General features: G+C 40.8%; 17 protein-coding genes. 13 read left to right on the plus strand and 4 right to left on the minus strand.

Annotated features, from left to right (window positions below; all coding sequences use genetic code 11):
- The coding region (locus tag M595_RS14310) for an HNH endonuclease (RefSeq protein ID WP_040483967.1) at positions 1-238 on the plus strand (238 nt) is incomplete at its 5' end.
- Between the two features lie 320 nt (positions 239-558).
- Entirely contained in the window at positions 559-1,830 is a 1,272-nt protein-coding gene (locus tag M595_RS14315) for an aspartate aminotransferase family protein (RefSeq protein WP_023067040.1), read from the plus strand.
- 92 nt (positions 1,831-1,922) lie between these two features.
- Here M595_RS14315 and M595_RS14320 read toward each other — a convergent pair whose 3' ends face one another.
- The 4 genes from M595_RS14320 to M595_RS14335 all read right to left on the minus strand — a co-directional run bounded on the left by M595_RS14320 (position 1,923) and on the right by M595_RS14335 (position 8,961).
- On the minus strand, positions 1,923-3,572 hold the full coding sequence (locus M595_RS14320) for an ABC transporter ATP-binding protein/permease (protein WP_023067044.1): 1,650 nt from the start codon (positions 3,570-3,572) through the stop codon (positions 1,923-1,925).
- Positions 3,573-3,580: 8 nt separating this feature from the next.
- Positions 3,581-5,290 carry an ABC transporter ATP-binding protein/permease gene (locus M595_RS14325; RefSeq protein ID WP_023067032.1) on the minus strand — a complete coding sequence of 570 codons (1,710 nt, stop codon included), beginning with the start codon at positions 5,288-5,290 and terminating at the stop codon, positions 3,581-3,583.
- Positions 5,291-8,062, minus strand: coding sequence for a TonB-dependent receptor domain-containing protein (locus tag M595_RS14330; RefSeq protein WP_083492825.1), 2,772 nt, complete (start codon positions 8,060-8,062; stop codon positions 5,291-5,293).
- A gap of 128 nt (positions 8,063-8,190) precedes the next feature.
- Positions 8,191-8,961, minus strand: a complete 771-nt coding sequence (locus M595_RS14335) for a calcium-binding protein (RefSeq protein WP_023067043.1) — start codon at positions 8,959-8,961, stop codon at positions 8,191-8,193.
- Between the two features lie 554 nt (positions 8,962-9,515).
- On the opposite strand from M595_RS14335, the gene M595_RS14340 reads away from it, so the two are divergent.
- The 11 genes from M595_RS14340 to M595_RS14390 all read left to right on the plus strand — a co-directional run bounded on the left by M595_RS14340 (position 9,516) and on the right by M595_RS14390 (position 23,258).
- Complete coding sequence (locus M595_RS14340) at positions 9,516-10,175, plus strand: MotA/TolQ/ExbB proton channel family protein (protein ID WP_023067052.1); 660 nt, start codon at positions 9,516-9,518, stop codon at positions 10,173-10,175.
- Positions 10,176-10,227: 52 nt separating this feature from the next.
- The gene (locus M595_RS14345; protein ID WP_023067046.1) at positions 10,228-10,644 is read left to right on the plus strand and encodes an ExbD/TolR family protein; all 417 of its coding nucleotides are present in this window, start codon (positions 10,228-10,230) and stop codon (positions 10,642-10,644) included.
- A gap of 56 nt (positions 10,645-10,700) precedes the next feature.
- Positions 10,701-12,011 (plus strand): energy transducer TonB, encoded by a 1,311-nt coding sequence (locus M595_RS14350; protein ID WP_023067033.1) that lies wholly within the window; start codon positions 10,701-10,703, stop codon positions 12,009-12,011.
- A gap of 32 nt (positions 12,012-12,043) precedes the next feature.
- Complete coding sequence (locus M595_RS14355) at positions 12,044-13,075, plus strand: MORN repeat-containing protein (protein WP_023067050.1); 1,032 nt, start codon at positions 12,044-12,046, stop codon at positions 13,073-13,075.
- Positions 13,076-13,294: 219 nt separating this feature from the next.
- Positions 13,295-16,723, plus strand: a complete 3,429-nt coding sequence (locus tag M595_RS14360; RefSeq protein ID WP_040484121.1) for a non-ribosomal peptide synthetase — start codon at positions 13,295-13,297, stop codon at positions 16,721-16,723.
- Between the two features lie 2 nt (positions 16,724-16,725).
- Positions 16,726-19,782 carry a thioester reductase domain-containing protein gene (locus tag M595_RS14365; RefSeq protein WP_203419082.1) on the plus strand — a complete coding sequence of 1,019 codons (3,057 nt, stop codon included), beginning with the start codon at positions 16,726-16,728 and terminating at the stop codon, positions 19,780-19,782.
- A 32-nt stretch (positions 19,783-19,814) separates the two neighbouring features.
- A complete protein-coding gene (locus tag M595_RS14370) occupies positions 19,815-20,702 on the plus strand; it encodes a class I SAM-dependent methyltransferase (RefSeq protein ID WP_023067055.1) in 888 nt (295 codons plus the stop codon).
- Positions 20,703-20,742: 40 nt separating this feature from the next.
- Positions 20,743-22,239 (plus strand): aspartate aminotransferase family protein, encoded by a 1,497-nt coding sequence (locus M595_RS14375; protein ID WP_023067035.1) that lies wholly within the window; start codon positions 20,743-20,745, stop codon positions 22,237-22,239.
- 31 nt (positions 22,240-22,270) lie between these two features.
- Positions 22,271-22,609 carry a hypothetical protein gene (locus M595_RS14380; RefSeq protein WP_023067048.1) on the plus strand — a complete coding sequence of 113 codons (339 nt, stop codon included), beginning with the start codon at positions 22,271-22,273 and terminating at the stop codon, positions 22,607-22,609.
- Positions 22,610-22,651: 42 nt separating this feature from the next.
- A complete protein-coding gene (locus tag M595_RS14385; protein ID WP_023067021.1) occupies positions 22,652-22,990 on the plus strand; it encodes a hypothetical protein in 339 nt (112 codons plus the stop codon).
- A gap of 52 nt (positions 22,991-23,042) precedes the next feature.
- The gene (locus tag M595_RS14390; RefSeq protein WP_023067057.1) at positions 23,043-23,258 is read left to right on the plus strand and encodes an MbtH family protein; all 216 of its coding nucleotides are present in this window, start codon (positions 23,043-23,045) and stop codon (positions 23,256-23,258) included.
- The last annotated feature ends 12 nt before the right edge of the window (positions 23,259-23,270 follow it).

The raw sequence follows: 23,270 nt of genomic DNA on the forward strand, positions 1-23,270 counted from the left end.
TGATGGGGACTGGGTTTACTGGTCAACCCGAATGGGGAGACATCCCGAAGCCAAAAAGAAAGTCGCTTACCTACTAAATCAACAAAAGGGAAAATGCTCTCATTGTGGACTCAGATTCTTCGTGGATGACCTCATGGAAATCCACCACATCGATAAGAATCACCATAACAGCAAATGGGAAAATTTAACCTTATTACATCGCCACTGCCACGATGAGGTACACAAGACAAGTGCCTAGTTATTGAGGAGCGGTGTGAACGAAAGTCTCATGCACCGTTCTGAAGACGAGTATAAAACGGTGACGTTTATGCTTAGTTTAACAACTATCTCTGAAATGGGATGAACGACTGGGGAGACGAACCCCTCTGGAGTAGGTTAGGAAACTAGCTTGGTGTAAGGGTTGTCAATGAATCAGTAATCCAAAGCCGTGAGGCTTGGAGAATCCCCTTTCTTTAGAAATGGGGAGTATGTCAAATCATTTGTGACGCCCCTAATCTAAATTTTTCGCCTAAAATCAAGGTCAGGATAGAAACTAAAGCTAAAGTTTAGGAGTTCACTGTGATCTTAAAGACACTATTTAAAGACTCTACAACGACCGATACAACGCCCTTCAGTCCAGATGAGTTTAACGCTCATGTGATGAATACCTATGGACGTTTTCCCCTGGCTCTAGAACGGGGTGAGGGGTGTCGTCTTTGGGATACGGATGGACGAGAATATTTGGACTTTGTAGCGGGAATTGCAACTTGCACGCTTGGACACGCTCATCCGGCGTTGATTGATACCGTCACCCGGCAGATAAAGACGCTGCATCATGTCTCCAACTTGTATTATGTTCCCCCCCAAGGAGAACTCGCCCAATGGCTCACCGCTCATTCTTGCGCTGATAAAGTCTTCTTTTGCAACTCGGGTGCCGAAGCCAACGAAGGGGCGATTAAACTCGCTCGGAAGTACGCTCACGACAAGTTAAATATTGCTGACCCGGTGATCATCACTGCTCATTCTAGCTTTCATGGTCGCACCTTAGCAACGATTACGGCGACGGGACAACCCAAATATCAAAAAGGCTTCAGTCCGCTTGTTCCGGGGTTTGCCTACGCACCTTACAACGATATTACCGCTCTAGAAGCGACTATTGCTGAACTTGATAGTAATGAACGTCGAGTCTCGGCTATCATGCTCGAAGCCCTGCAAGGTGAAGGGGGAGTTCGTCCGGGAGATTTGGCTTATTTCCAAAGAATTCGGGAAATCTGCACCGAAAAAGGCATTTTGTTGATTCTTGATGAAGTGCAGGTGGGAATGGGTCGTAGTGGTAAACTTTGGGGATATGAAAATCTGGGTATTGAACCGGATATTTTCACTTCTGCGAAAGGACTGGGTGGCGGTATTCCCATCGGGGCGATGCTTTGTAAGTCGTTTTGCGATGTGTTTGAACCGGGAAATCATGCGAGTACCTTTGGCGGAAATCCCTTTGCTTGTGCGGTGGCGCTGTGTGTTTGTCAAACGGTTGAACAGCAGAATCTTTTGGAGAATGTTCAACAGCGGGGTGAACAACTTCGCAGTCAACTTCAGTCGATAGCGACTCAATATCCTAACTTAATTGTAGATGTCCGAGGTTGGGGTTTAATTAATGGTTTGGAACTGAATGCAGAAGCCGAATTAACTTCAATTGAAATTGTTAAAGCAGCGATGGAAGAAGGTTTACTGTTGGTTCCGGCTGGCCCGAAAGTGGTGCGGTTTGTTCCACCTTTAATTGTGAGCGAAGCTGAAGTTAATCAAGCTGTTCAAATGCTAAAAACAGCCCTGTCAAAATTGCTTGAATCTAAGTAATTTTTCTCAAAAACATAGTAGGGGCGCAAACCGCAGCGCCCTTTTCACTATCCGCCATTTATAGTTAAATCAAACTCCACAAGTCGTTAATCTCACTTTAGTTTTAAAAGAGATTGATGATACTGAAGTAAAGTCATCCGATGACTAACGCTAATATAGGTAATATTAAAAGCTTGCAGTTCTTGATAAAGTAATGCTTCATTCTTGAGATCTAAAGCGCTGGTGGCTTCGTCTAAAACTGCGTAATCAGGTTGATAGAGAAATAAACGCGCAAAAGCTAAACGCTGTTGTTCTCCTGTAGATAAGATTCGACTCCAATCAGCAATTTTATTTAATCCTTCCCATTCTTCTACTAACTTTGAAAGATTGACTTTTTGCAAAATATAATATAATTTTTCATCAGAAATGTCTCGTTCTACTTGAGGATAAAGTAATTGATAGCGCAAAGAACTTTGAAAGACATAAGGACGTTGCGGTAAGAATAAAATATTGTCACGTTTGGGTCGAAAAATGACTCCCTCTCCAGATTTCCATAACCCTGCTATTGCTCGTAAAAGAGAACTTTTACCCACTCCACTTGCTCCAATAATTAGGAGATTTTCTTGAGAATAAACAGAAAAGGATAAATTTTTGATAATTGTTCTTTGATGATCGGGCGTTTGTAAGGTGAGATTTTCACAAGCGATGTGAGAACTTTCAACAATTTTAATTTTCCTTTGGTCTGAATTGCGAATTGGTGAAGTTGTGATTAAGGTTTTAAGCTGTTCTAAACGGTTAATAGTTGCTCCTAAAATGCTAAGTTTATCCAGTTGAGCGATCATTAACGTTAAAGCAATTAAAATCGTTTTAAATGCGGTTCCTGCTTGGGTAACAACTCCGACTTCCAGTTCTCCCGACACGATCTGAGGAGCGAGAATTAAACCGGGAACAATAAATGTTATATATTGGTAACTGTTTTGAAAAAGGTTAAGATAGAGTTGCCATTGAATTAAAGATTTAAAATTGATAAAAACGAGCTTAAATCGATTCCATACTTGATTAAATTCTTGGTGTTGACCTTGATAAAAAGCAATGGATTCTGCTTGTTCTCGAATATGAATGAGTCCATAACGTAAGTCGGCTTCTCTTTGCAGTTGCTCAAGGTTTATTCCGACTAAAATGCGACCAAAAAATAACGTTGCAAATAAAGTCCCGATCAGCGAATAACTCACGAGAAAAATCATTAAAAACTGGGAAATTGTCCAGAGTGTACCTGTAAAGGCGATCAGTTGGAGAACAGAATCTAGTAAAATAGAAAATAAAATTACTGACTGTTGTGTGAAGGTTTTAATATCTTCGGATATTCTTTGATCGGGATTATCAATTTCATAACTTTCGCTAATGAAATAAAATGTCGAGTTTTCTAGATAAGTATTAAGAAAGTAATGGGTTAGCCATCGTCGCCAATAAAGGCTTAATTTTGCTTGACAATAAACTTTGAGTGAACCGCAGAGAGTACCGATAACAATCACCCCGACGAAGATCAGTAATGCTTGTTGAAAACGTTGAGTATCTTGGGCGACGAGTGCGGATGTAATTTCTCCTAAAAATATAGCGACAGCCACTAATAAACCTGAGACAATAATTGATAAAATTATAATTAAAACTAAAATTAATATAGCACCCCATTTTTCTGAAGAGAACCAGTACAGATGAGTCACTGACCACAATTTTTTTAAAAGCTTTAAGTTAATGTTTTTCATACTTAATTTTAGGGGTTTGAGTCAGAACAATAATAGTTCTGGGAAGCCATTAAACGCCAATTGAAGTTTTCTGAGAGTTCTAACACCTGTTGATGATATTTTAAGAGTGTGGAACGATGACCAACACTGATCAAGTTAATTTCTATTTTTTGCAAATATTGATAGAGTAATTCTTCATTTTCTTCGTCTAATGCACTGGTGGCTTCATCTAATATTGCATATTGGGGTTGATGTAATAGTAATCTCGCAAAAGCTAGACGTTGTTGTTCTCCGAGTGAAAGCACCTGTGACCATTTGATAACCGAGTTTAACCCCCCAAATTGAGTAGAAATATGAGGTAAATTCACCTGGTTGAGAACATGAAGTAATTGTTCATCGTTATAGTGACTTTCTGAATGAGGATAGAGGAGTTGTTGACGTAAAGATCCTAAAATCATATAAGGACGTTGGGGAAGAAAAAACATTTGTTCTCGTTGGGGTCGAGTGATTTTTCCTTCTCCTGAAGTCCATAAACCAGCGATCGCACGCAGTAAAGAACTTTTCCCGACTCCACTAGCTCCGGTAATTAACAAAGATTCGTTTGATTGAATAATTAGGGATAAGTTTTGAATTAAAATCTTTTGATAATCTGGAGTTTTTAAAATAAGATTTTCGATGTTAAACTGTTGACTTTCTTGGATTTTTATGGTTTGTTTATAAAAAAGTTTATCGGAATTATTGAGGGCTTGATTTAAGATAAATAAACGGGTCGCTGAAGCAGCTAAAGCACTTAATTGTTCTAATTCATTAATAATCAGACTGAGTGCAAACCAAATTCGACCAAATGCAGATTCAGACTGAGCAATTACCCCGATTTCTAATTGTCCTGATAAAAGACTCGGTGCAAGAATAATTACTGGTAAAATAAAGGTGATATATTGTAGGCTATTTTGAAATAAACTAAGATTAAATTCCCATTTAATTAATCGGCTAAAGTTTTGATAAACTTGTAAAAATCGATTATATAGTCCTTGGGATGTTTGAGATTGACCTTGATAGAGTGCAATTGCTTCAGCATGATCTTGAAGATGAACTAAACCATAGCGGAGTTCGGCTTCTTTTTGGAGTTGAACATAATTAATTTTAGCTAAATTCCGAGCAAAAACAACGGTAGCAATTAACGTCCCGACCAAAGCATACAAAACCAAAAATAGAGTTAAAAAATGAGAAATAGACCATAACAAGCCGATAAATAAAATCAGTTGGACGACTGCATTAAAGATTAAAACTAAAAAGTAGAGAGATTGTTGAGTAAAAGCACGAATATCTTCAGAAATTCGTTGATCGGGGTGATCAACTTCAGAGTTGGTATTCAGGTGATAAAAGGCTTGATGGTCTAAATATCGTTCTAAAAAGTTGCGAGTCATCCAACGCCGCCAATGTAGGCTTAAATTGCTTTGAATGTAGTTATTGAATGCTAAACTGGGAACACCGATTAAAATTAAACCTAAAAAAAGCAAGGTTGCTTGTAGAAATCGACTGTAATTTTGCTCGGCAAGACCCGATAAAATTTCCCCTCTTTGTAAGGTTTCTAAAACCAGAAAACCACTGCTTATAATAGATAAAAAAATCAGCAGTAACAGCGAACGTCTGGCTTTTCTTTTCTCCCCCGAAAACCAATAGGGTTTAGCAATTAACCCAAATTGCTGCCAAAATTGAGTGTTGAACTGATAATTCATCTAAAAGGTGACTCGGTAATTAAAACTAATGGTTCGACCTCGACCCGGACGACGGTTATCATTACTCGTTCCGCCTAAAACTTGCGACTCAACGGGGAAATAAAAGTTATCAAAAATATTTTCAACTCCGATATTCAGCGACCCAGGGCCGATTTGAATCGTGCTAATAAAATCGACAACGGTATAACTCTCGACCGGAGAGGAATCAATATCATCATCAAAGGCTCTTTCGCGATCGCCAACCACGATTAATTGTAAACGATTAAACCAACCTTGTATAAATTCACTTTCTACATAAGCCGTAACTTTCAAAGGCGAAATTTCTGTACTGGTAATTGCTAAATAATCTCCCTCATCTTCGATATCAACTTCACCTTCTTGCCAACTCACAGTTCCCCCTAAACGTAACTTATTAAAAGGTTGCCAATCAACGGTTGCTTCTACCCCATAGATGCGTCTGGGTGCGCGTACAGGTAAGAATAAACCATCACCCCGATCAACAGAAACTACCCCAAATTGTGAATCATTATAAAAACCTGCAACAGTAAAGTCAAAACTTGACCAAGTTCCTCGCACTCCGAGTTCATAATTGCTCACTTTTTGAGGTTGGAGTTGGTCAACGTCTTCAGAAATTGAAAATCCTTCTTCTGGAAAAGTCAGTAACTCGCTAAATCGTTGTAAGGAAAACCCCTGAGAAAAGTTAACAAAAACATTAAATTGATCGGTGATTTTATAAACTGTACCCACGTTAAAAACAACGTTATTAAAGTTTAAATCGCCGCCTTCAACTTCCACCTCCTCAAAGCTGGTATAATCGGGAATACTCACGTCAAAACTTGAATAACGCGCACCGCTATTAATCACCCAATCATCGCCGAGTTCCCACTTAAATTGACCAAAAATCCCTAATTCTCCAATGGTGTATTCCGGGATAAATGTTCGCTCCTCAATTTTGCGAATCACTCGACCGCCACTTTCGTCAAACTCGTCTGCATCGATAATATCATAGGTGTTACTGGGTCTATCGTGTTTATAATCTGCTCCCCAAAATAAACTCGCTCCGGTAAATAAAGGGGTATTAATTTGTAGACGTCCGCCCCAGTTTTCGACATCAATTTGACTCACATAAACCTCTTGCAGCAAGACTCGACCATCTTGAACCCCTTGAGATTCAGGTTTAGAAGTGTAGTAAGCTTGAAGCTGAACTTGACTTCCAAAAAATAAATCGTCATGGCTATAAACCATGTTTGCTAAAGTATTACGATTAAAAGCTGGATTTGTATCAATAAAATCTTGATTGCCCACTTCTATTGCTCTGGCTTTACTGGTTCCAGCGGGAAGATCATTAACACTTTGATCGAGAATTAAATTATTTTCTACTCGCTCATTATAGTAATAGTTTAAGGTGAAATTGAGTCGTTGTTTTTCGGTAAAATAAATCCCTAAACTGGCTAAAGCATTAAAGGCTTCACTTTGGTCGAGGGGGCGAAAATTAAAAATCGGATCTCCTTCGCCATCATAATAGGTTTCTGTTCGCTCTCGGGAAAAATTTACCCGAAAACCTACTTTGGGCGAAATTGCTCCTGATAGAGAATATTCCAGAATATTTCCATCACTATCTCCCTCAAAAAACGAATCATCTGCACCGGACAAATCAACTCCAGCTCTGACATTCGTAACAGGTACTTCCGAGGGTTTTCGAGTAACAAAGTTAATCGTTCCGCCTGTTGCTTCTGAACCATAAACGGCGTTAGGGCCGCGTATAACCTCTATTCGTTCAATCGCATCGGGGGAAATATTTAAAAATGAACCTCGAATTCCGTTAGAATCAATCGGTACACCATCAATTAAATAAGAAGGCGGACGTCCTCGCAAGGTTCCATTTTGGTTTCGTTGTAAATCGGGGGGTGAAAATCCGGGAACTTCCCGAGCGAGAATTTCTCTTAAATTAATCGATAAATTTCGCTGCTGTTCGATTTCTTCTCGTTCTATAATGGTAATAGATCGAGAAATATCATCGGGGCTTTCTTCGGTTCTGGTGGCGGTAACGGTAATTTGAATAACTTCTTCGGGAGTAACGCTTAAAACTAAACCCGCATCACTCGGATTAACGTTTACAAACGGAATGGCATCTTGTCCAACAATAATAACTTGAACGCGATTATTTGCGATTTGTTGGACTCGCACAGAAATAATTCCTGTGCCTGGATTTTCGGCTTGAAAATCTCCCCCACCGGGCAAAGCTAAAACGGCGTTTGAAACTTCGGCGGTTAGGGTATTTCCCTCAATAGAAGTTGAGGTTTGCAGCGCTGTTGGATTGGCGGTTTCTAAGACAATATCTACGCCTCCGGGTGTGGGATTTAAACTCACTCCGGTAATTTCTACAACTTCTGATTCGGCTTGGGTAACTTCAAAATTTTGAGGGGGAGGGGGAGAGAATTCGGAAAACAGATATTTAGCTTCTGTTAAAGGTTCTTCTACTTCTTGAATTGTTGAAAATTCTGATATTTCTGGTTTATATAAACTAAGAGTTACTGGGGAATTTGGTGTTGATGATATGGCAGGTTTTTCTGATCCTTCTTGAGGTTGGGATTGACAGTAATTTGTTGTTTCCTCCTCGGAAAATGAACTCACCGAATCGGATGTCAATTCTTCAGCTTGGTGATTGCTTTCTTCTAGTAAACAAGTGGACTCAGCAAAAGCAACGGGCATGACTCCCATACTCATCAAGGTAGCAAAGACAAATGACAGGTAATTTTCATCGAATTTCATCAGAAAAACTTGAGGCTGCTAAGTCCACAAAACTAACGCTAACAATGGAATTTGGAAAGAAATTAGAGAGAAAATAGAGGTCTATTTTTTCGGGAAATTCTATCTCTCTCAACAACAAGATTTAAAGTTTAAAACTGTACGGAAATGATGCGACTGGATAAATCTTCGGGGGTTTGATTGACCACAGAAGCCAACACCTCGCCACTGGCTGTTGAAACTTCTGTGTAGTTTACCGAACCTGCGGCATTAAATAGAGAAGGGAGATTAAACACACCTTGTCCTGCTAAATCTGCCAAACCCAAATCAAAAGGTAACAACTCTAAGGTGTCTTCCAAATTAATACTTTCCTCACTAAAGGTTAGACTACCTGCGGTTAATCCTCCGGCTAATCCAATCAAATCGCTGTTTTCAAAATCCAGGATAAAATCACCAAATTGATTGGATGCGATCGCCCCTTCCGAAGTCAAAACAAACACATCTGCCCCTTCATTTCCGATCAGATAATCTTCTCCTTTATCACCAGAAAGGGTATCATTTCCGATGCCACCCACTAAAGCATCTTGCTCTTGACCTCCGAATAATAAATCATTACCATCGCCGCCATCGAGGTTATCTAACCCTTTGTTCCCATACAGGGTGTCATTGGCTTGCTGTCCAAATAGTTCATCTTCTCCTTGACCTCCAAACAGGGTGTCACCCCCCCCACTCCCGGATAGGGTGTCTCGATCTTCATTTCCATTCAACAGGTCGTTACCCGCTGACCCGGTTACACTGTCATTGCCTGCTAAAGCCACTAAACCTCCTGGTGAGTTGGCAAGCTGTCCGGGAAAGACGGTGAAAACATCGGGGCCTGTCGTCAGTTGTAAAATGTTACCGGATGGGTCAAAGCTACTACTCATGGTTAAGAATTTTTCTCAATTAATAAAACAGGTTAGATTATAGCGGACTCGATATAAAGCCCATCAAGACGGGTTTATTGTTTGTTAGTCGATAACAACAGTGATAATTACACTAGAGTCTAAATGAGATTAAATCTTTTTAACAGAATTAAACTCTCGGAACTTTCTCCAGATTATTGTCAGCTATTCTCAAGTTATCCAAAAACTTAATTAACGTTTAGTCTCATTTAGTCAGACTATTTCTGCTCTATATAGCAGTTGAGCTGAATTGATTGAGAGCCGATATTAACCCAACCCGTTCACTTTTGGGTCAATGACGAATAACCGCTACAATTCAGTCACAGTATTAGTTTTAGCTAGTTTTTGCCCGCCAGATAAAACCCGGAACGGTTTACTTGACTCGGCAAAAATAGAGTTTACCGATTCTTCTTCATCTTGTCAACTGCTAGTCAATCTTAAAATCTTATTGATAACTCTTTTCATCTAAATGAGATCGTGGTATAACGTTAGGCATCCGTTAGCAGTTTCATTGTCTACCTCAAAAACCGAATTCCATGGAAGTTAGTCGTTTTGTACAAGACGCAGGTATTGTGGCGTGGCCATTGCTTGTGTTTTCAGTGGTAGCGATCGCCCTGGTGATCGAGCGAGGTTTTTTTTGGTTTCGCATTTGGCAGCGTCAGAGTCAAGTCGTGCGAGATGCCCTCAAACTCTACAAGTCCTATCCCCAACAGGCGATGGATCTTCTGCAACTCAATGCCGATCTTCCGATCGCGAGAATTTTTCTCGAAGCCCTCGAACTTGAAGATCCCAACCCCGAAGAATTTCGGATCGCGATCGAAAGCGCAGCCCAAGCAGAAATTCCCGTTTTACGGCGCTTTAATACCGTCTTTGACACCATTATTGCCGTTTCTCCATTACTCGGATTACTCGGAACCGTTTTAGGACTGATTACCGCCTTTTCTTCTCTGCGAATTGGTGATATTGGAGGCAGTAGCAGCACAGGTGTAACGGGAGGGATTAGCGAAGCTTTAGCCTCTACGGTAATCGGGTTAGTCGTAGCTATTTTTACAGTGTTATTTGCCAATACTTTTCGAGGCCTTTATAAACGACAAATTGCCCTCATCCAAGAATACGGAGGTCAACTCGAACTGCTTTATCGTCGTAAATATGAATATGATAAATTGCGAGATAATGCCCTGGTTCATAAAGTCTAATTGAAACCTGAAACCCATTAAAAATTTTGTCAGCCTGATCACCAGTGAAATTATGCTCAATCTCATCGATGACGACCTTGATACTCCCGCAGAAATTAACATCGTGCCGATGATTGATGTCATTTTCTCAATTTTGGCATTTTTTATCATTTCCACCCTATTTTTAACCCGCTCCGAAGGATTACCCGTTAACCTGCCCAAAGCCTCAACTTCTCAACAACAAAAAACCGAACAAATCGCCATCACCATTGACAGTGAGGGAGAAGTTGCCCTCAATCGCGAAAGCATAGAAATTGCACAACTCGAAAATTCATTGCGACAACTCATCCCCAACAATGACAGTCGAATTGTGATTTTAAATGCAGATGAAGCGGTTAATCACGGAAAGGTTGTAGAAGTCATGGATCAAATTCGGCGAGTCGAAGGGGCAAAACTCGCGATCGCCACCAAAAAACCCGATTCTGAATAAAATCAGGGTTAAAAATTCCTCCTTCTTTCTGAATCGTTTTTGGAAAATTTTCAGTTATGAGTCTCTCAGAAACCTGCCTAGAACAGCGAGATAAAGACCAGCAAAAGGTGAAACTTTGGATCATCGGAGGTCTAGTTGCATCAGCCATCTTTCATGGCGGACTACTGGCTTTGGCATTTAGTGGTTTTCTGGATAGAGAACTCGAAATTACTGAAGTTGATGCTATCGAATTTATCGTGATAGAAGAAGAGGTCATCGAAGAAGAAGAAATTGAACCCGAACCAGAAGAAGAGGTGGTTGAACCCGAACCCATTCCCGAAGAAATTCCCGAAGAAATTGTTGAACCCGAACCCATTCCCGAAGAAATTCCCGAAGAAATTGTTGAAGAATTCGCCCCCGTAGAACCTCCCCTCGAACAGCCGGAAACCGCATCGCTGCAACCCGCCCCGCCAGCGCCCCAGAGCCTTCCCGAACCCGAACCGGAACCCGTCGCAGAGCAACCGCCCCCCGAACCCGCACCCCTGGCTCCGCCCGAACCGGAACCCGTCGCAGAGCAACCGCCCCCCGAACCCGCACCCGCACCGGAACCTGCCCCCGAGCCACCCGCAATGTCCGAAGAACCCTTGAGCGAACCGGAACCCATCGCAGAAGAACCGTTCCCCGATCCTGTTCCCCCCGAACCCCTCGCCGAGTCTGCGCCTCCTGAACCCCTGGCTTCGGCGGATATCGCCCCGAATGACCCCCTGACCAGCCCCTTGAGTGAGTTAGAAATGGAAACGGGGGCAGCCAACACCCCCACCGAAACCCCAGATGCCAATGAAACCGCGCCTTTGGGGGCGGCGGCGGCCGAGCGTTCCCAACCCACTCAAGGCACCGTCCCTCAACCCGGAACCTCGGGATCAACTTCTGCTTTACAAGGCTCCTTTGCGGGCATTGGCAGCGGTGAAAGTCCCACAGGCAGCCAAACCCCCGGACAGGGAGACATGGCGTTTGGGGGTTCTCCTTTGGAAAATGGCCGGGGAGGTGAGGCGCCGGGCCGTCCTGATGGGGTTGAGGGAGGAACCGGAAACGACGCGGGAAATGAGACTGACACGGCTTTTGCGGGCGGTGGACGCCTGAGTTGTGTCGATAACTGTGTGCCGCAATATCCCAACAGTCTGCGAAATGAAGGCGTTGAAGGGACGGCGATTGTTCGGGGTTTGGTGGGAATCGATGGCCGCGTTGCTCAACTGGAAATTGTGCAGTCCAGTGGGAATATCGATCTTGATGAAGCCGCTCTCGAAGCCGCTTCTCGGATGCGGTTTTTGCCTCCTGATGGCGGTGGAAGTCGTCCGGTTCGTTTACCGATTCAATTTACATTAAACTAAAAAATTTGCAGTTTATCCAGTCTTGATTTGCCATGTTTCGTTTGATCTATTTATTGACAATTCCTTTTTTATTTCTGTTGACAAATCCGGCGATTTCTGCTGAAATTACTACCCCGGACGGGACTCGCTGCGAAGGGGAAGTTAGTAATGGGAAATTAAACGGTCAAGGCGTTTGTGAATATCCCAATGGTGCAAAGTATGAGGGGATGTTTGTAGACGGAAAACCCGAAGGTGTTGGGGTTTATAACTTTGCTGATGGGGGTCGTTATCAAGGGGAATTTAAAGCGGGTGATTTTCAAGGTCAAGGGGTTTGGGAATTTGCCAACGGCGATCGCTATGAAGGTGAAGTTGTAGCGGGTGATTTTCAAGGTCAAGGGGTGTTTATTTCAGGCAATGGTGCGCGTTATGAGGGGGGATTTAACGCCGGAACTCCGAGCGGACAAGGGGTTTATATTACACCCAATGGCGATCGCTGTGAAGGCGAGGTGAAAGAGGGTCAACTTAATGGTCAAGGCGTTTGTGAATATGGGACGGGAAACCGTTATGAAGGGGAGTTGGTTAATGGTCGCCGTCAGGGTGAGGGGGTTTATACTTTGGCGAATGGCGATCGCTATGAAGGCGAATTTAATAACGGACAATTTCAGGGAGAAGGCGTTTATATTTATGCTGAAGGCGGACGCTATGAAGGGGAATTTAATAACGGACAATTTAATGGTCAGGGTGTGCGAGAATATGCTAATGGGAATCGCTATCAAGGAGAATTTAAAGCCGGAACACCTGAAGGGGAAGGGGTGTTAACTTTTGCCAATGGGAATCGTTATGAAGGAGAATTTAAAGACGGTCAAATTAGTGGGGAAGGCGTGTATATTTTTGCCAATGGCGATCGCTGTGAAGGAGAACTTCAAGCAGGCAATTTTAACGGTAAAGCTGTTTGTAAATATGCTGATGGTGATCAATATCAAGGTGAGTTTCAAGACGGGAAAAAACATGGTAAAGGAACTTATGTTTATGCTGACGGTACCCGTGTAGAGGGAACCTGGCAAAATGGTGAATTTCAACAATAATTGTGTTGATTTTTTAGGCTTTGACCGGATATTGTTAGATGAATCAATTTTCCTTGCTTAAACAAAAAGACTGTGCTAAACTCTTTTAAGAATTTTTCGCAAGAAGCTAGAAAGGTCGATCATTAACCTGTAGGGATAAGTTCAACAAAGATGGATGTTTCTCGCAGACAACCTGAGTCAACCTCCCTTACTCAAAATTAATGACATTCAATCTTAATTATGAAATCAATTGACGAATTTTTATCAGACCTGTATCGTTTGGATGTCAAACTATGGGTCGAGGGTGCAGACCAAAAAAGTAACATCGACAAACGGTTACGCTTCAGTGCGCCAGAAGAAGTATTAACCGATGATTTTATTGAGGAACTGAAGCAACGAAAAAGCGAAATTATCAGCTTTATTAGCGAAGTTCAGCAGTCTGTTAAAACTCCGTTAGAAGCCATTCAACCCGTCTCGCGCCAGCAAGATTTACCCCTTTCTTTTGCTCAACAGCGACTTTGGTTTTTAGAACAATTACAACCCAATACAGCAACCTTTAATATTCCCACCGCAGTCCGTTTAAGCGGAGAATTAAATATTGGGGTGTTTGAAAAAACGCTCAATGAAATTATCCGAAGACATGAAATATTACGCACCAACTTTATTCTAAAAGACGGTCAACCCATTCAGGTTATTTCTGAGAATGCAACCTTAGAAATTTCTCACTTTAACTTACAGTCTTTAGACAAAAGAGAACAGGAAGCCGAAGTCATTCGTTTAATGGCTGAAGAATCACAAAAACCCTTTAATTTAGCCAAAGATTTATTATTAAGAGTTACTTTATTAAAACTGGATCAAGTCGAATTTGTGGTGTTTTTAACAATGCACCATATTATTTCCGATGGCTGGTCAATGGAAATTTTTATCCGCGAACTGGTTAGCATCTATACCTCATTTTGTGAACATCAACCCTCACCCTTACCCGAATTATCCATTCAATATGCAGACTTTTCAACTTGGCAACGTCAACGATTACAAGGCGAAGTTTTAGAGAAACAACTTTCTTATTGGAAACAACAATTACCGGGAACATTACCCGTCTTACAACTTCCTACCGATTTTCCTCGCAGCCGAATTCAAAGCTTTAGAGGAGCCAATCAAACCTTTACAATCTCCGATAATTTAACCCATAAAATCAGAACCATCAGCCAAACCGAAGGCGCGACACTATTTGTATTCTTATTGGCGGTATATAAAGTCTTACTTTATCGTTATACCGGCTTAGAAAATATTATCGTTGGTTCTCCCGTTGCGAATCGTAACCGCAAAGAAATAGAAGGATTAATCGGCTTTTTTGTTAATACCTTAGTTTTGAGAAGTTCTTTAAAAGGAAACCCAACATTTCAAGAATTTTTGCAACAGGTTAAAAAGACAACCTGGGAAGCCTACGACCATCAAGATTTACCCTTTGAAAAACTGGTTGAACATCTCCACCCCGAACGAGATCTCAGTTATAACCCCTTATTTCAAGTTAAATTTAGACTCGAAAACGCTCCCCAAACCGACTTTAAATTACCCGATTTAAGCCTAACTGCTCTCAAACAAACCAACCCCACAGCGAAATTAGATTTAAGCCTAGATATCTACGAAACCCCATCGGGATTAGTTGGGGGATTTGAATACAACCGAGATTTATTTCAACCCGAAACAATCTCGCGACTGGTTGAACATTTTCAAACCTTATTAGAAGAAATAGTTAAAAACCCAGATAAACGCATTGGTGAGTTATCCCTTTTAACCTCAAAAGAACAGCATAAAATCTTAAAAAATTGGAACAAAACCCAGAAAAACTATACAGAACATTTATGCTTTCATCATCTGTTTGAAGCCCAAGTCGAAAAAACCCCCGATGCTGTTGCTTTAATTTTCCAAGACGAACAATTAACCTATCAAGAACTGAATAGACGCAGCAACCAACTCGCCCATTATTTAATCAAAAAAGGAGTCAAACCCGAAGTAAAAGTCGGGATTTGTGTTGAGCGTTCTTTTGAGATGATTATCGCCCTTTTAGGCGTATTTAAAGCGGGGGGTGCTTACCTTCCCCTCGACTCCAACTATCCACCCGAACGACTCGCTTTTATGGTGGAAGACTCGCAAATTTCAGTTTTATTAACTCAATCTAATTTATCGATTTCTAAAACCGAGGTTTCGGAAGTTATTTGTTTAGATAAAAACTGGAATGATATCACTCAAGAACCCGCAGAAAATCCCCAAGTTCAAGTTACACCCGATAACCTCGCCTACCTAATTTATACTTCCGGTTCCACCGGGATTCCCAAAGGTGTATTAATCCCTCACAACGGGTTAGTCAACCTCACAGAAGACAAAATTCGCGTCTGTAAAGTTCATTCGGATAGCTGCGTTCTTCAGTTCTTTTCCTTTAGCTTTGATGCGTCCATTCCCGAAATTATCATGGCGTTAGCAAGCGGTGGAAAACTCTGTTTGGCGCCCGCAGAAACCTTACTCCCCGGATGGGATTTGTTAACACTTTTACGAGAAAAAAATATTACCCACATTACCATTACCCCCTCCGCATTAGCCGCCACCCCTTTTGAAGATTTACCTGCTTTAGAAATGGTCTTAGTCGGAGGGGAAGCACCTTCTGTTGAACTGATTAATAATTGGTCAAAAAATCGCCGTTTTATTAACGCTTACGGACCGACAGAAGTAACAGTAAATGCGAGTATGGTTGAGTGTGGAAATGGCTATTCAAATCAACCCACAATTCTCCCGAGTACGAACAAACAGCTTTATGTTTTGGATGCTAATTTACAACCCGTTCCCGTTGGAGTTTTAGGTGAACTTTATATCGCAGGCGTGGGTTTAGCGCGAGGCTATTTGAACCAACCTGAAAAAACAGCCCAGACGTTTATTCCTAACCCTTTTTATGCTCCCTATGAGAATAATAATTCCTCAAATCGTTTGTACAAAACGGGAGATTTAGCCTGTTATTTACCCGACGGAAGTATTAAGTTATTTGGACGGATCGATCATCAAGTCAAAATTAGAGGGTTTCGCATAGAACCCGGAGAGATAGAAGTTTTATTAAATCAGCATCCGAAAGTTAGAAACAGCGTTGTTATCGTTCAAGAAGAACCAGGAAAAGATAAAAGATTGGCGGCTTACTTTGTTTGTGAATCCGAAGTCAATTTAACCTCAAAAGAACTGCGAAATTTCCTCAAAGAAAAGTTGCCAGAATACATGATTCCGAGCAGTTTTGTTGAATTGGAAACTATCCCCCTAACTCCCAATGGAAAAGTCGATCATCAAGCCTTATCTAAACTCGATCAAGAACCATTAACCTCGGAAGAATTTGTTCCACCCCGCACCGCTACAGAAGAAATATTAGCGGAGATTTTTGCAGAAGTTCTTGAAGTTGAACGGGTCGGAATTTATGATGATTTCTTTGAGTTGGGAGGACATTCTTTGCTGGCGACTCAATTAATTGTCCAGTTATTACCTAAATTTCCGGTGAATATAACCGTTGTAGACTTGTTTGAGGCTCCCAACGTTGCGAGTTTGGCGGAACTTTTGCAGAAAAAACAAACCATATCTGAGTTACAAACCCCGATAAAAGTTGAAGAGGAGCGAGAAGAAATCGAGTTTTAACCATGATGATATCAAAACCAGTCTATCTCAAACCCAATGTAATTGTAGAACCACTTTTTAATCAGTGGTACGCTTGGTCTTATCTCATTCCACCCGCAACAGCATCCCTGTATGTGGCTAATTCTCATCTAAAAATTCTAGAGTCATTTATTGCGGCGCCTCAAGTTCATTTGGATGCTTTAAAAAATCCCGCAATGCGAGGGGGACCCTTTATTAACTACGATGAAAGTCGGTTGGATGAAATTAAAACGTTATGGGAGAAAACCAAAGATAATTTAGCTTTACTGTTACAGTTAGAACGGGCGATTAAAGATTTAGAAAACCTGTTAAAAGAAGAAGCAACGGGTTATTCTTTAGAACCGCTTTATCAAAAAGTACCCGAAGCGTTAAAAGGATATGTTGAGTTGGTTTATGATGTTCAAAATAACCCCTCAATTCGATTGATAGAAGGACTGTTATATAAAAGTCAATACTATAATTCTGCTTTGCAAACCGTCGCGTTATCTTTGGGAAATATCGATCAGCGTTCTTTTGTACTCAGTACCCCCCGTTTACCCGATGATAACACTCTACATTTAAACCTATCTTTTGCGGATAAACGACTCGATAAACTGGTTCAAATGAGAGAAAAGCCGCAAGCTTATCAAGACATTTTAGAGTTATTAGAAATTCAACCCCAAAATGAACCTTTATTCGCTTCTTTGTTAACAGAAACTCCTCCCCCTTCTCAATCTAAATATCAAGAAAATGATGTGAGGGTGCGTTACTTTGGTCATGCGTGTATTTTAATTGAAACCAAAGATATTAGTATTTTATGCGATCCTCTTATTAGTTATCAATTTAGCGATCAATCTCTCGATGGAATTCCCCGTTACAGTTATGCAGATTTACCCCCAACAATTGACTACGCTTTAATCACTCACAATCATCAAGATCATGTGATGTTTGAAACCTTGTTACAGTTGCGATATAAAATTAAAAATGTTATCGTTCCGAAAAGTAATAAAGGTGTGCTTATCGATCCGTCTTTAAAGTTAATATTACAACAAATTGGCTTTGCAAACGTTCGAGAAGTCGATGAATTAGAAGTGATAGACATTCCCGAAGGTGAGATAGTTAGTTTACCCGTTTTGGGCGAACATGGTGACTTAAATATTGCAGCTAAAACCGCTTATTTAATCCAAGTCAAAAATCGTTCTATTTTGTGCGCTGCGGATTCCAATAATATCGAACCTCAACTGTACAAACATCTTTCAAATTTAGTCAAAAGACTGGATATTTTGTTTGTGGGGATGGAATGCGAAGGCGCACCGTTTACCTGGGCTTACGGTTCGTTATTAACTCAATCTATCCCCCGAAAAATTGCCCAAACTCGCCGACTCGACGGTTCGGATAGTTACAAAGCTATTAAACTTATTAATCAGTTAAACCCTCAGCAAGTTTATATTTATGCGATGGGACAGGAACCCTGGCTAACTTTTATTACTTCGATTCAATATACCCCAGATTCTAAACCGATTCTAGAATCAAATCGAGTAATTGAATATTGCCAAAGTCAAAATATTATTGGTAAACGTTTGTTTGGGAGTCAAGAAATCATTTTAGAATCAAGTTCAGAAACCGCAATTAACGTTAACTTTTCCGTGAGTCACCCCGAACCAAAACCCAGTTTAAACCAACCCGAAAACTATCAGCCGATTTCCGAGTTTTTATCGCAACTCAATCAATTGGATATTAAAATTTTTGCCGAAAATGATCGGATTCGCTGTAACGCCCCGAAAGGAGCGCTGACATCTGATATTAAAGCACAACTCAAAGAACGCAAACCCGAAATTATTCAGTATCTTAATTCTCAAAATCAACAGAAAATAACATTAGATTATCTAAAAGCAGAAGCGACATTAGATGAAAGCATTTTTCCTCAAACCCAAGTCATTTCATGGAATCAACCCCACAACATTCTGTTAACGGGTGCAACGGGTTTTTTAGGAAGCTTTTTACTCAACCAACTGTTGCTAAAAACCGAAGCAAACATCTACTGTTTGGTTAGAGGCGAACAACCGGAAACCATAGAAAATCGGCTGAAAAATGTTCTCAAGTCTGCTTCTCTCTGGGATGACTCATTCAAGGCTAGAATTATCCCCATTCAAGGAGATTTATCAAAACCGCTTTTGGGTTTATCTTCCGAAAAATTTCAGCAATTAGCAGATGAGATTGATGTAATTTATCATAACGGCGCTTGGGTACACCACGCCTCACCCTATTCGCTTTTGAAGTCAACGAACGTTTTAGGAACTCAAGAAATACTGCGATTTGCTTGTCAATCTCACCCCAAACCTGTACATTTTATTTCAACGGTTAGCGTGTTTAACTTTAACGAATTTTCTCAAGTTAAAGTGATTCGCGAACAAGATGATTTAGAAAGCGGTGAAGTTCCCAACGGTGGCTATGCTCAAAGTAAATGGGTGGCGGAAAAATTAGTTAAAATTGCAGCACAGCGAGGACTTCCAACCTATATTTATCGAGTCGGACCAATTTCTGGAAGCAGCCAAACCGGTTTTTTCAATACCAACGACTTTCTCTATCGATTAATGTTAGGTTATATCGAACTGGGTAGCGCACCGCAAGGAGAAATGTTACTCGATATAATCCCCGTTGACTATGTGAGTGAAGCCATTGTTCACCTATCACAAAAACCGGAATTAATCGGAGGCGCGTTTCATCTGATTCACCCTCAACCTGTTTCTTCAAATCTACTGTTTGAACAACTGGGTTTAATGGGTTATTCCATCCAAAGAATACCTTACGAACGGTGGTACAGCCGACTTTTAGAGATAGCAAAAGGTTCGCCCGGACACGCACTTTATCCGTTGGTTTCGCTGTTCTCCTCAACGTCTTCCCAAAAAGCAAAGGAAAAATCAATGAATCTCAAATTTGACTGCAAAAATACAATCGAAGGTTTAGCGGAAACGTCTATTACTTGTCCCCCTATTGATGCTAACTTGCTAAAAACTTACATCTCCCAATTAATTCAAAAAGCCAATTTTCAACAAGCCTAAACAACAATCTACTCGGAGTTAAAATTACAACTATGGTTTCTGATATGAATCTTCAAGAACGCTACAACGAATATGACAATTGGGCTTGGTTGTACAATACCACAATGGGGCCTGAATATTGTCAAAACCAACTTCAACCCCTAGAAAAAATGCTGCTTCCTCACCTGTCTAAAAATGCAGAAATTCTAGATTTGTGTTGCGGGACGGGACATTTAATGAAGAAATTGTGCGAGAGAGGCTATCAAATTACGGGGTTTGATGGCTCAGAGGAAATGTTAGAATATGCGCGTCAAAATGCTCCCAAAGCTCAAATTATTCTGGGTGACGCTCGCAGTTTTGAACTCCCAGAACGTTTTGATGCGGTTTTTTCAACCAGCGCTTCTCTCAACCATATATTAGAGTTAGAAGAACTCAAGAGCGTTTTTCAAAATGTTTATTCATCTTTGAAACAAAATGGTATATTCTTGTTTGATATCAACCATCAAGGACAAATGGAAAAATGGTGGAAAGGTCGCTTAGTTGAGGGCGAAATTGAAAACCATTTTGCTTGGGAACTTACGCCCCATTACAATAAAGATGATAAACTGGGCTATTTTAAAGTAACAATTTATCAGGCTCCAACTCAGAAACGCTATTGGCCGTTCGCTTTAATTCAAAAACAGTTAAAAGGCTTGGTTTACAAGCTGGTCAGTTTAAGGAGATTAACCCGATTTAGACTAAAAATCCTCAATCAATTTTCATCCTGGGAGAAAGATTGGAAACGTTCAGAAATTATCTACAAAGTTAGAGGTCATTCGGCAACAGAAGTTAAACAGATATTAGAAGAAGTCGGCTTTACCGATGTTGAAGTGAGAACAATTGAAGGAAATTTACAACTCGATAACAATCATTCTGCTTACTTCATCGCCCGCAAAAACTAGAGATTTGTAAATTTGTAAAATTTATCCCCATTCATAAGCCATGCAACTTCAAACTAAAGACACCAACAATTTAGAACAATCCCATATCGAAACCCTGATTCAAGATTATATTCAACGCACGCCAAAATCAAAAAAATATGCTCAAGATTCTCGTTCGGTTCTCGCGGATAAAAGCTCTTTGGGATTGAGTTTTGAACCCCAACTCAAAGAAGCTTGCTACTCAATTGTCGCGGAACGTTCCCTCGGTTCTCGCCTTTGGGATATCGACGGAAACGAATATCTTGACATCTTAATGGGATTAGGAATTAACCTCTTTGGTCACAATCCCCCGTTTATTAAAGCCGCCATTCAAGAACAGTTAGAAAAAGGAATTCAAATCGGTTCACAAGCAGAATTAGCGGGGGAAGTCGCCCAACTGGTGAGCGAATTAACCGGGATGGAACGGGTGACATTTAGCAACACCGGAACCGAAGCAATAATGACCGCAATTCGGATAGCGAGAACCGCAACAAAACGCAAAAAAATAGTTGTGTTTACCAACTCCTATCACGGTCATCATGACCAAACTCTTGTGCGAGCAAAACTCACAGAATACGCTAAAAAAGCCGTTAGAAGGAAAATCGATCAAAAATCCCAATCCAACCGATTTTTACAAGCGATTACCCGTCCGATTGAATTCGGATTAAAATCAACAATCGACCCGCAAGCGGTTCCCGCAGCCTTGGGAATTCCGGGGAGTTTAGCCAAAGATGTTTTAGTGCTGGAATATGGTAATCCTTACTCCTTAAATGTGATAAAATCTAATTCTAAAAACATTGCAGCCGTGTTGGTTGAACCCGTTCAAAGTCGCTGTCCAGAATTGCAGCCAAAAGACTTTATTCAACAGTTGAGAACTCTCACTCAAGAACGGGGAATCGCCCTAATTTTTGATGAAATGGTGACGGGATTTCGGATACATCCCGGCGGCGCCCAAGCCTGGTTTGGGGTGCAAGCGGATATCGCAACTTATAGTAAAATAGTCGGGGGCGGTTTACCGATGTCAATTCTGGCCGGAAAAGCCAAATATCTTGATAAAATAGATGGCGGAATGTGGAACTTTGGGGATAATTCCGCTCCCCAAGAAAAGACAACCTTTTTCGCCGGAACCTTCTGCAAACATCCGCTATCCTTAGCCGCAGCCAAAGCCGCACTTTTGCATTTAAAAACCCAAGGTTCAACCCTGCAAGAACAGCTAAACCAGCGGACTTTAAAACTGGTTAATCGCTTGAATACGGCGATTAAATCTGAAAATATACCCGTTCATTTTACCCATTTTGGCTCTTTTTTTGCAATCGCCATGTCAGAAAGTTCGATTTCTCCCTTAGCAATTAACTTACTTTCCTATCATCTGCTAACAAAAGGAATTCATCTGCGTCGGGGTGACAAAGGAGGTTTCTTGTCAACCGCTCACACCGATGAGGATATTAATACCATTTTTCAGACGTTTAAACAGGGTTTAGTTGAACTCAAAGAAGCTGGTATTATTTCCGGTTACTAAACTTAAAAAACTGCATTCAGGAGGAAACAAAATGGCAACAATGGGAAAATATTGCAAAGCTTATCCGATTGAAAAATTCCGTCAATTTAGTCAGTGGACGGAAAACAAAGAAAACACCCGCAAAGAAACCAAAACCGTTGAGGGTGAAGAAATAGAAATTAACCGAGAACTTACAGAAGATGACTTTTTGTATTTGCAAGAAAATTATGTTGTCACCGATGGAATATTTAAAGATGAAAACATCATTTTTGACAACATCACCCCCGAATGGAAACAATTCTGTGATACGGTTTTAAAATTTGAAATTCCGGTTTATGAACCCATAAACGTAACCGCAACACCCTCGGAAACCGAAAAAACAGAATCTTAGTTTTTTACTCAAACTTTTTTACTCAAAACATCAAGGAAAAACATGGACGAATTAGTGCAACGATTATCGGAAGGAAAACATCCCGTTGAAGTCGGTTTAAGACCCGAAAAAACAGTAACAGCCTTTAAAGAAAGCATCGATAGAGGCTATGTCTACATTAAATTTACTCAAACCCGAGGCGGAACTGAACTCGGTGTTCAACTCGATGAAAAAGCTTGTAACTTTCAAACCACCAACTTTGAACAAGCAACAGGAACCGCTCACATTGAAGGAGATTTAACCTTGAATTATGTTAAAGTTCGATGTATCGCCGATATCAACTTACCAACCCTAACAGGCGAAGGAAATCTCGAACCCGTCACCGAAGTAACCGTAGCCTAATTGAGTTTAATTGACTTCAAAAAATACCTAATTTAATCGAGGAATATCAACCATGAACTCAGAAGAAGATACCACAATTTATCGAGTTGTTGTCAACGAAGAAGAACAATATTCCATCTGGCCAGACTATAGAGAAATCCCCTTTGGATGGCGAGATGTTGGAAAAAGTGGACTCAAACAAGAGTGTTTGGACTATATCAAAGAAGTCTGGACAGATATGCGCCCTCTCAGTTTGCGTCGAAAAATGGAGGAATCACAAACATCCTAAATTTCTTCAACC

The organism is Lyngbya aestuarii BL J, assembly GCF_000478195.2.
GTDB lineage: Bacteria > Cyanobacteriota > Cyanobacteriia > Cyanobacteriales > Microcoleaceae > Capilliphycus > Capilliphycus aestuarii.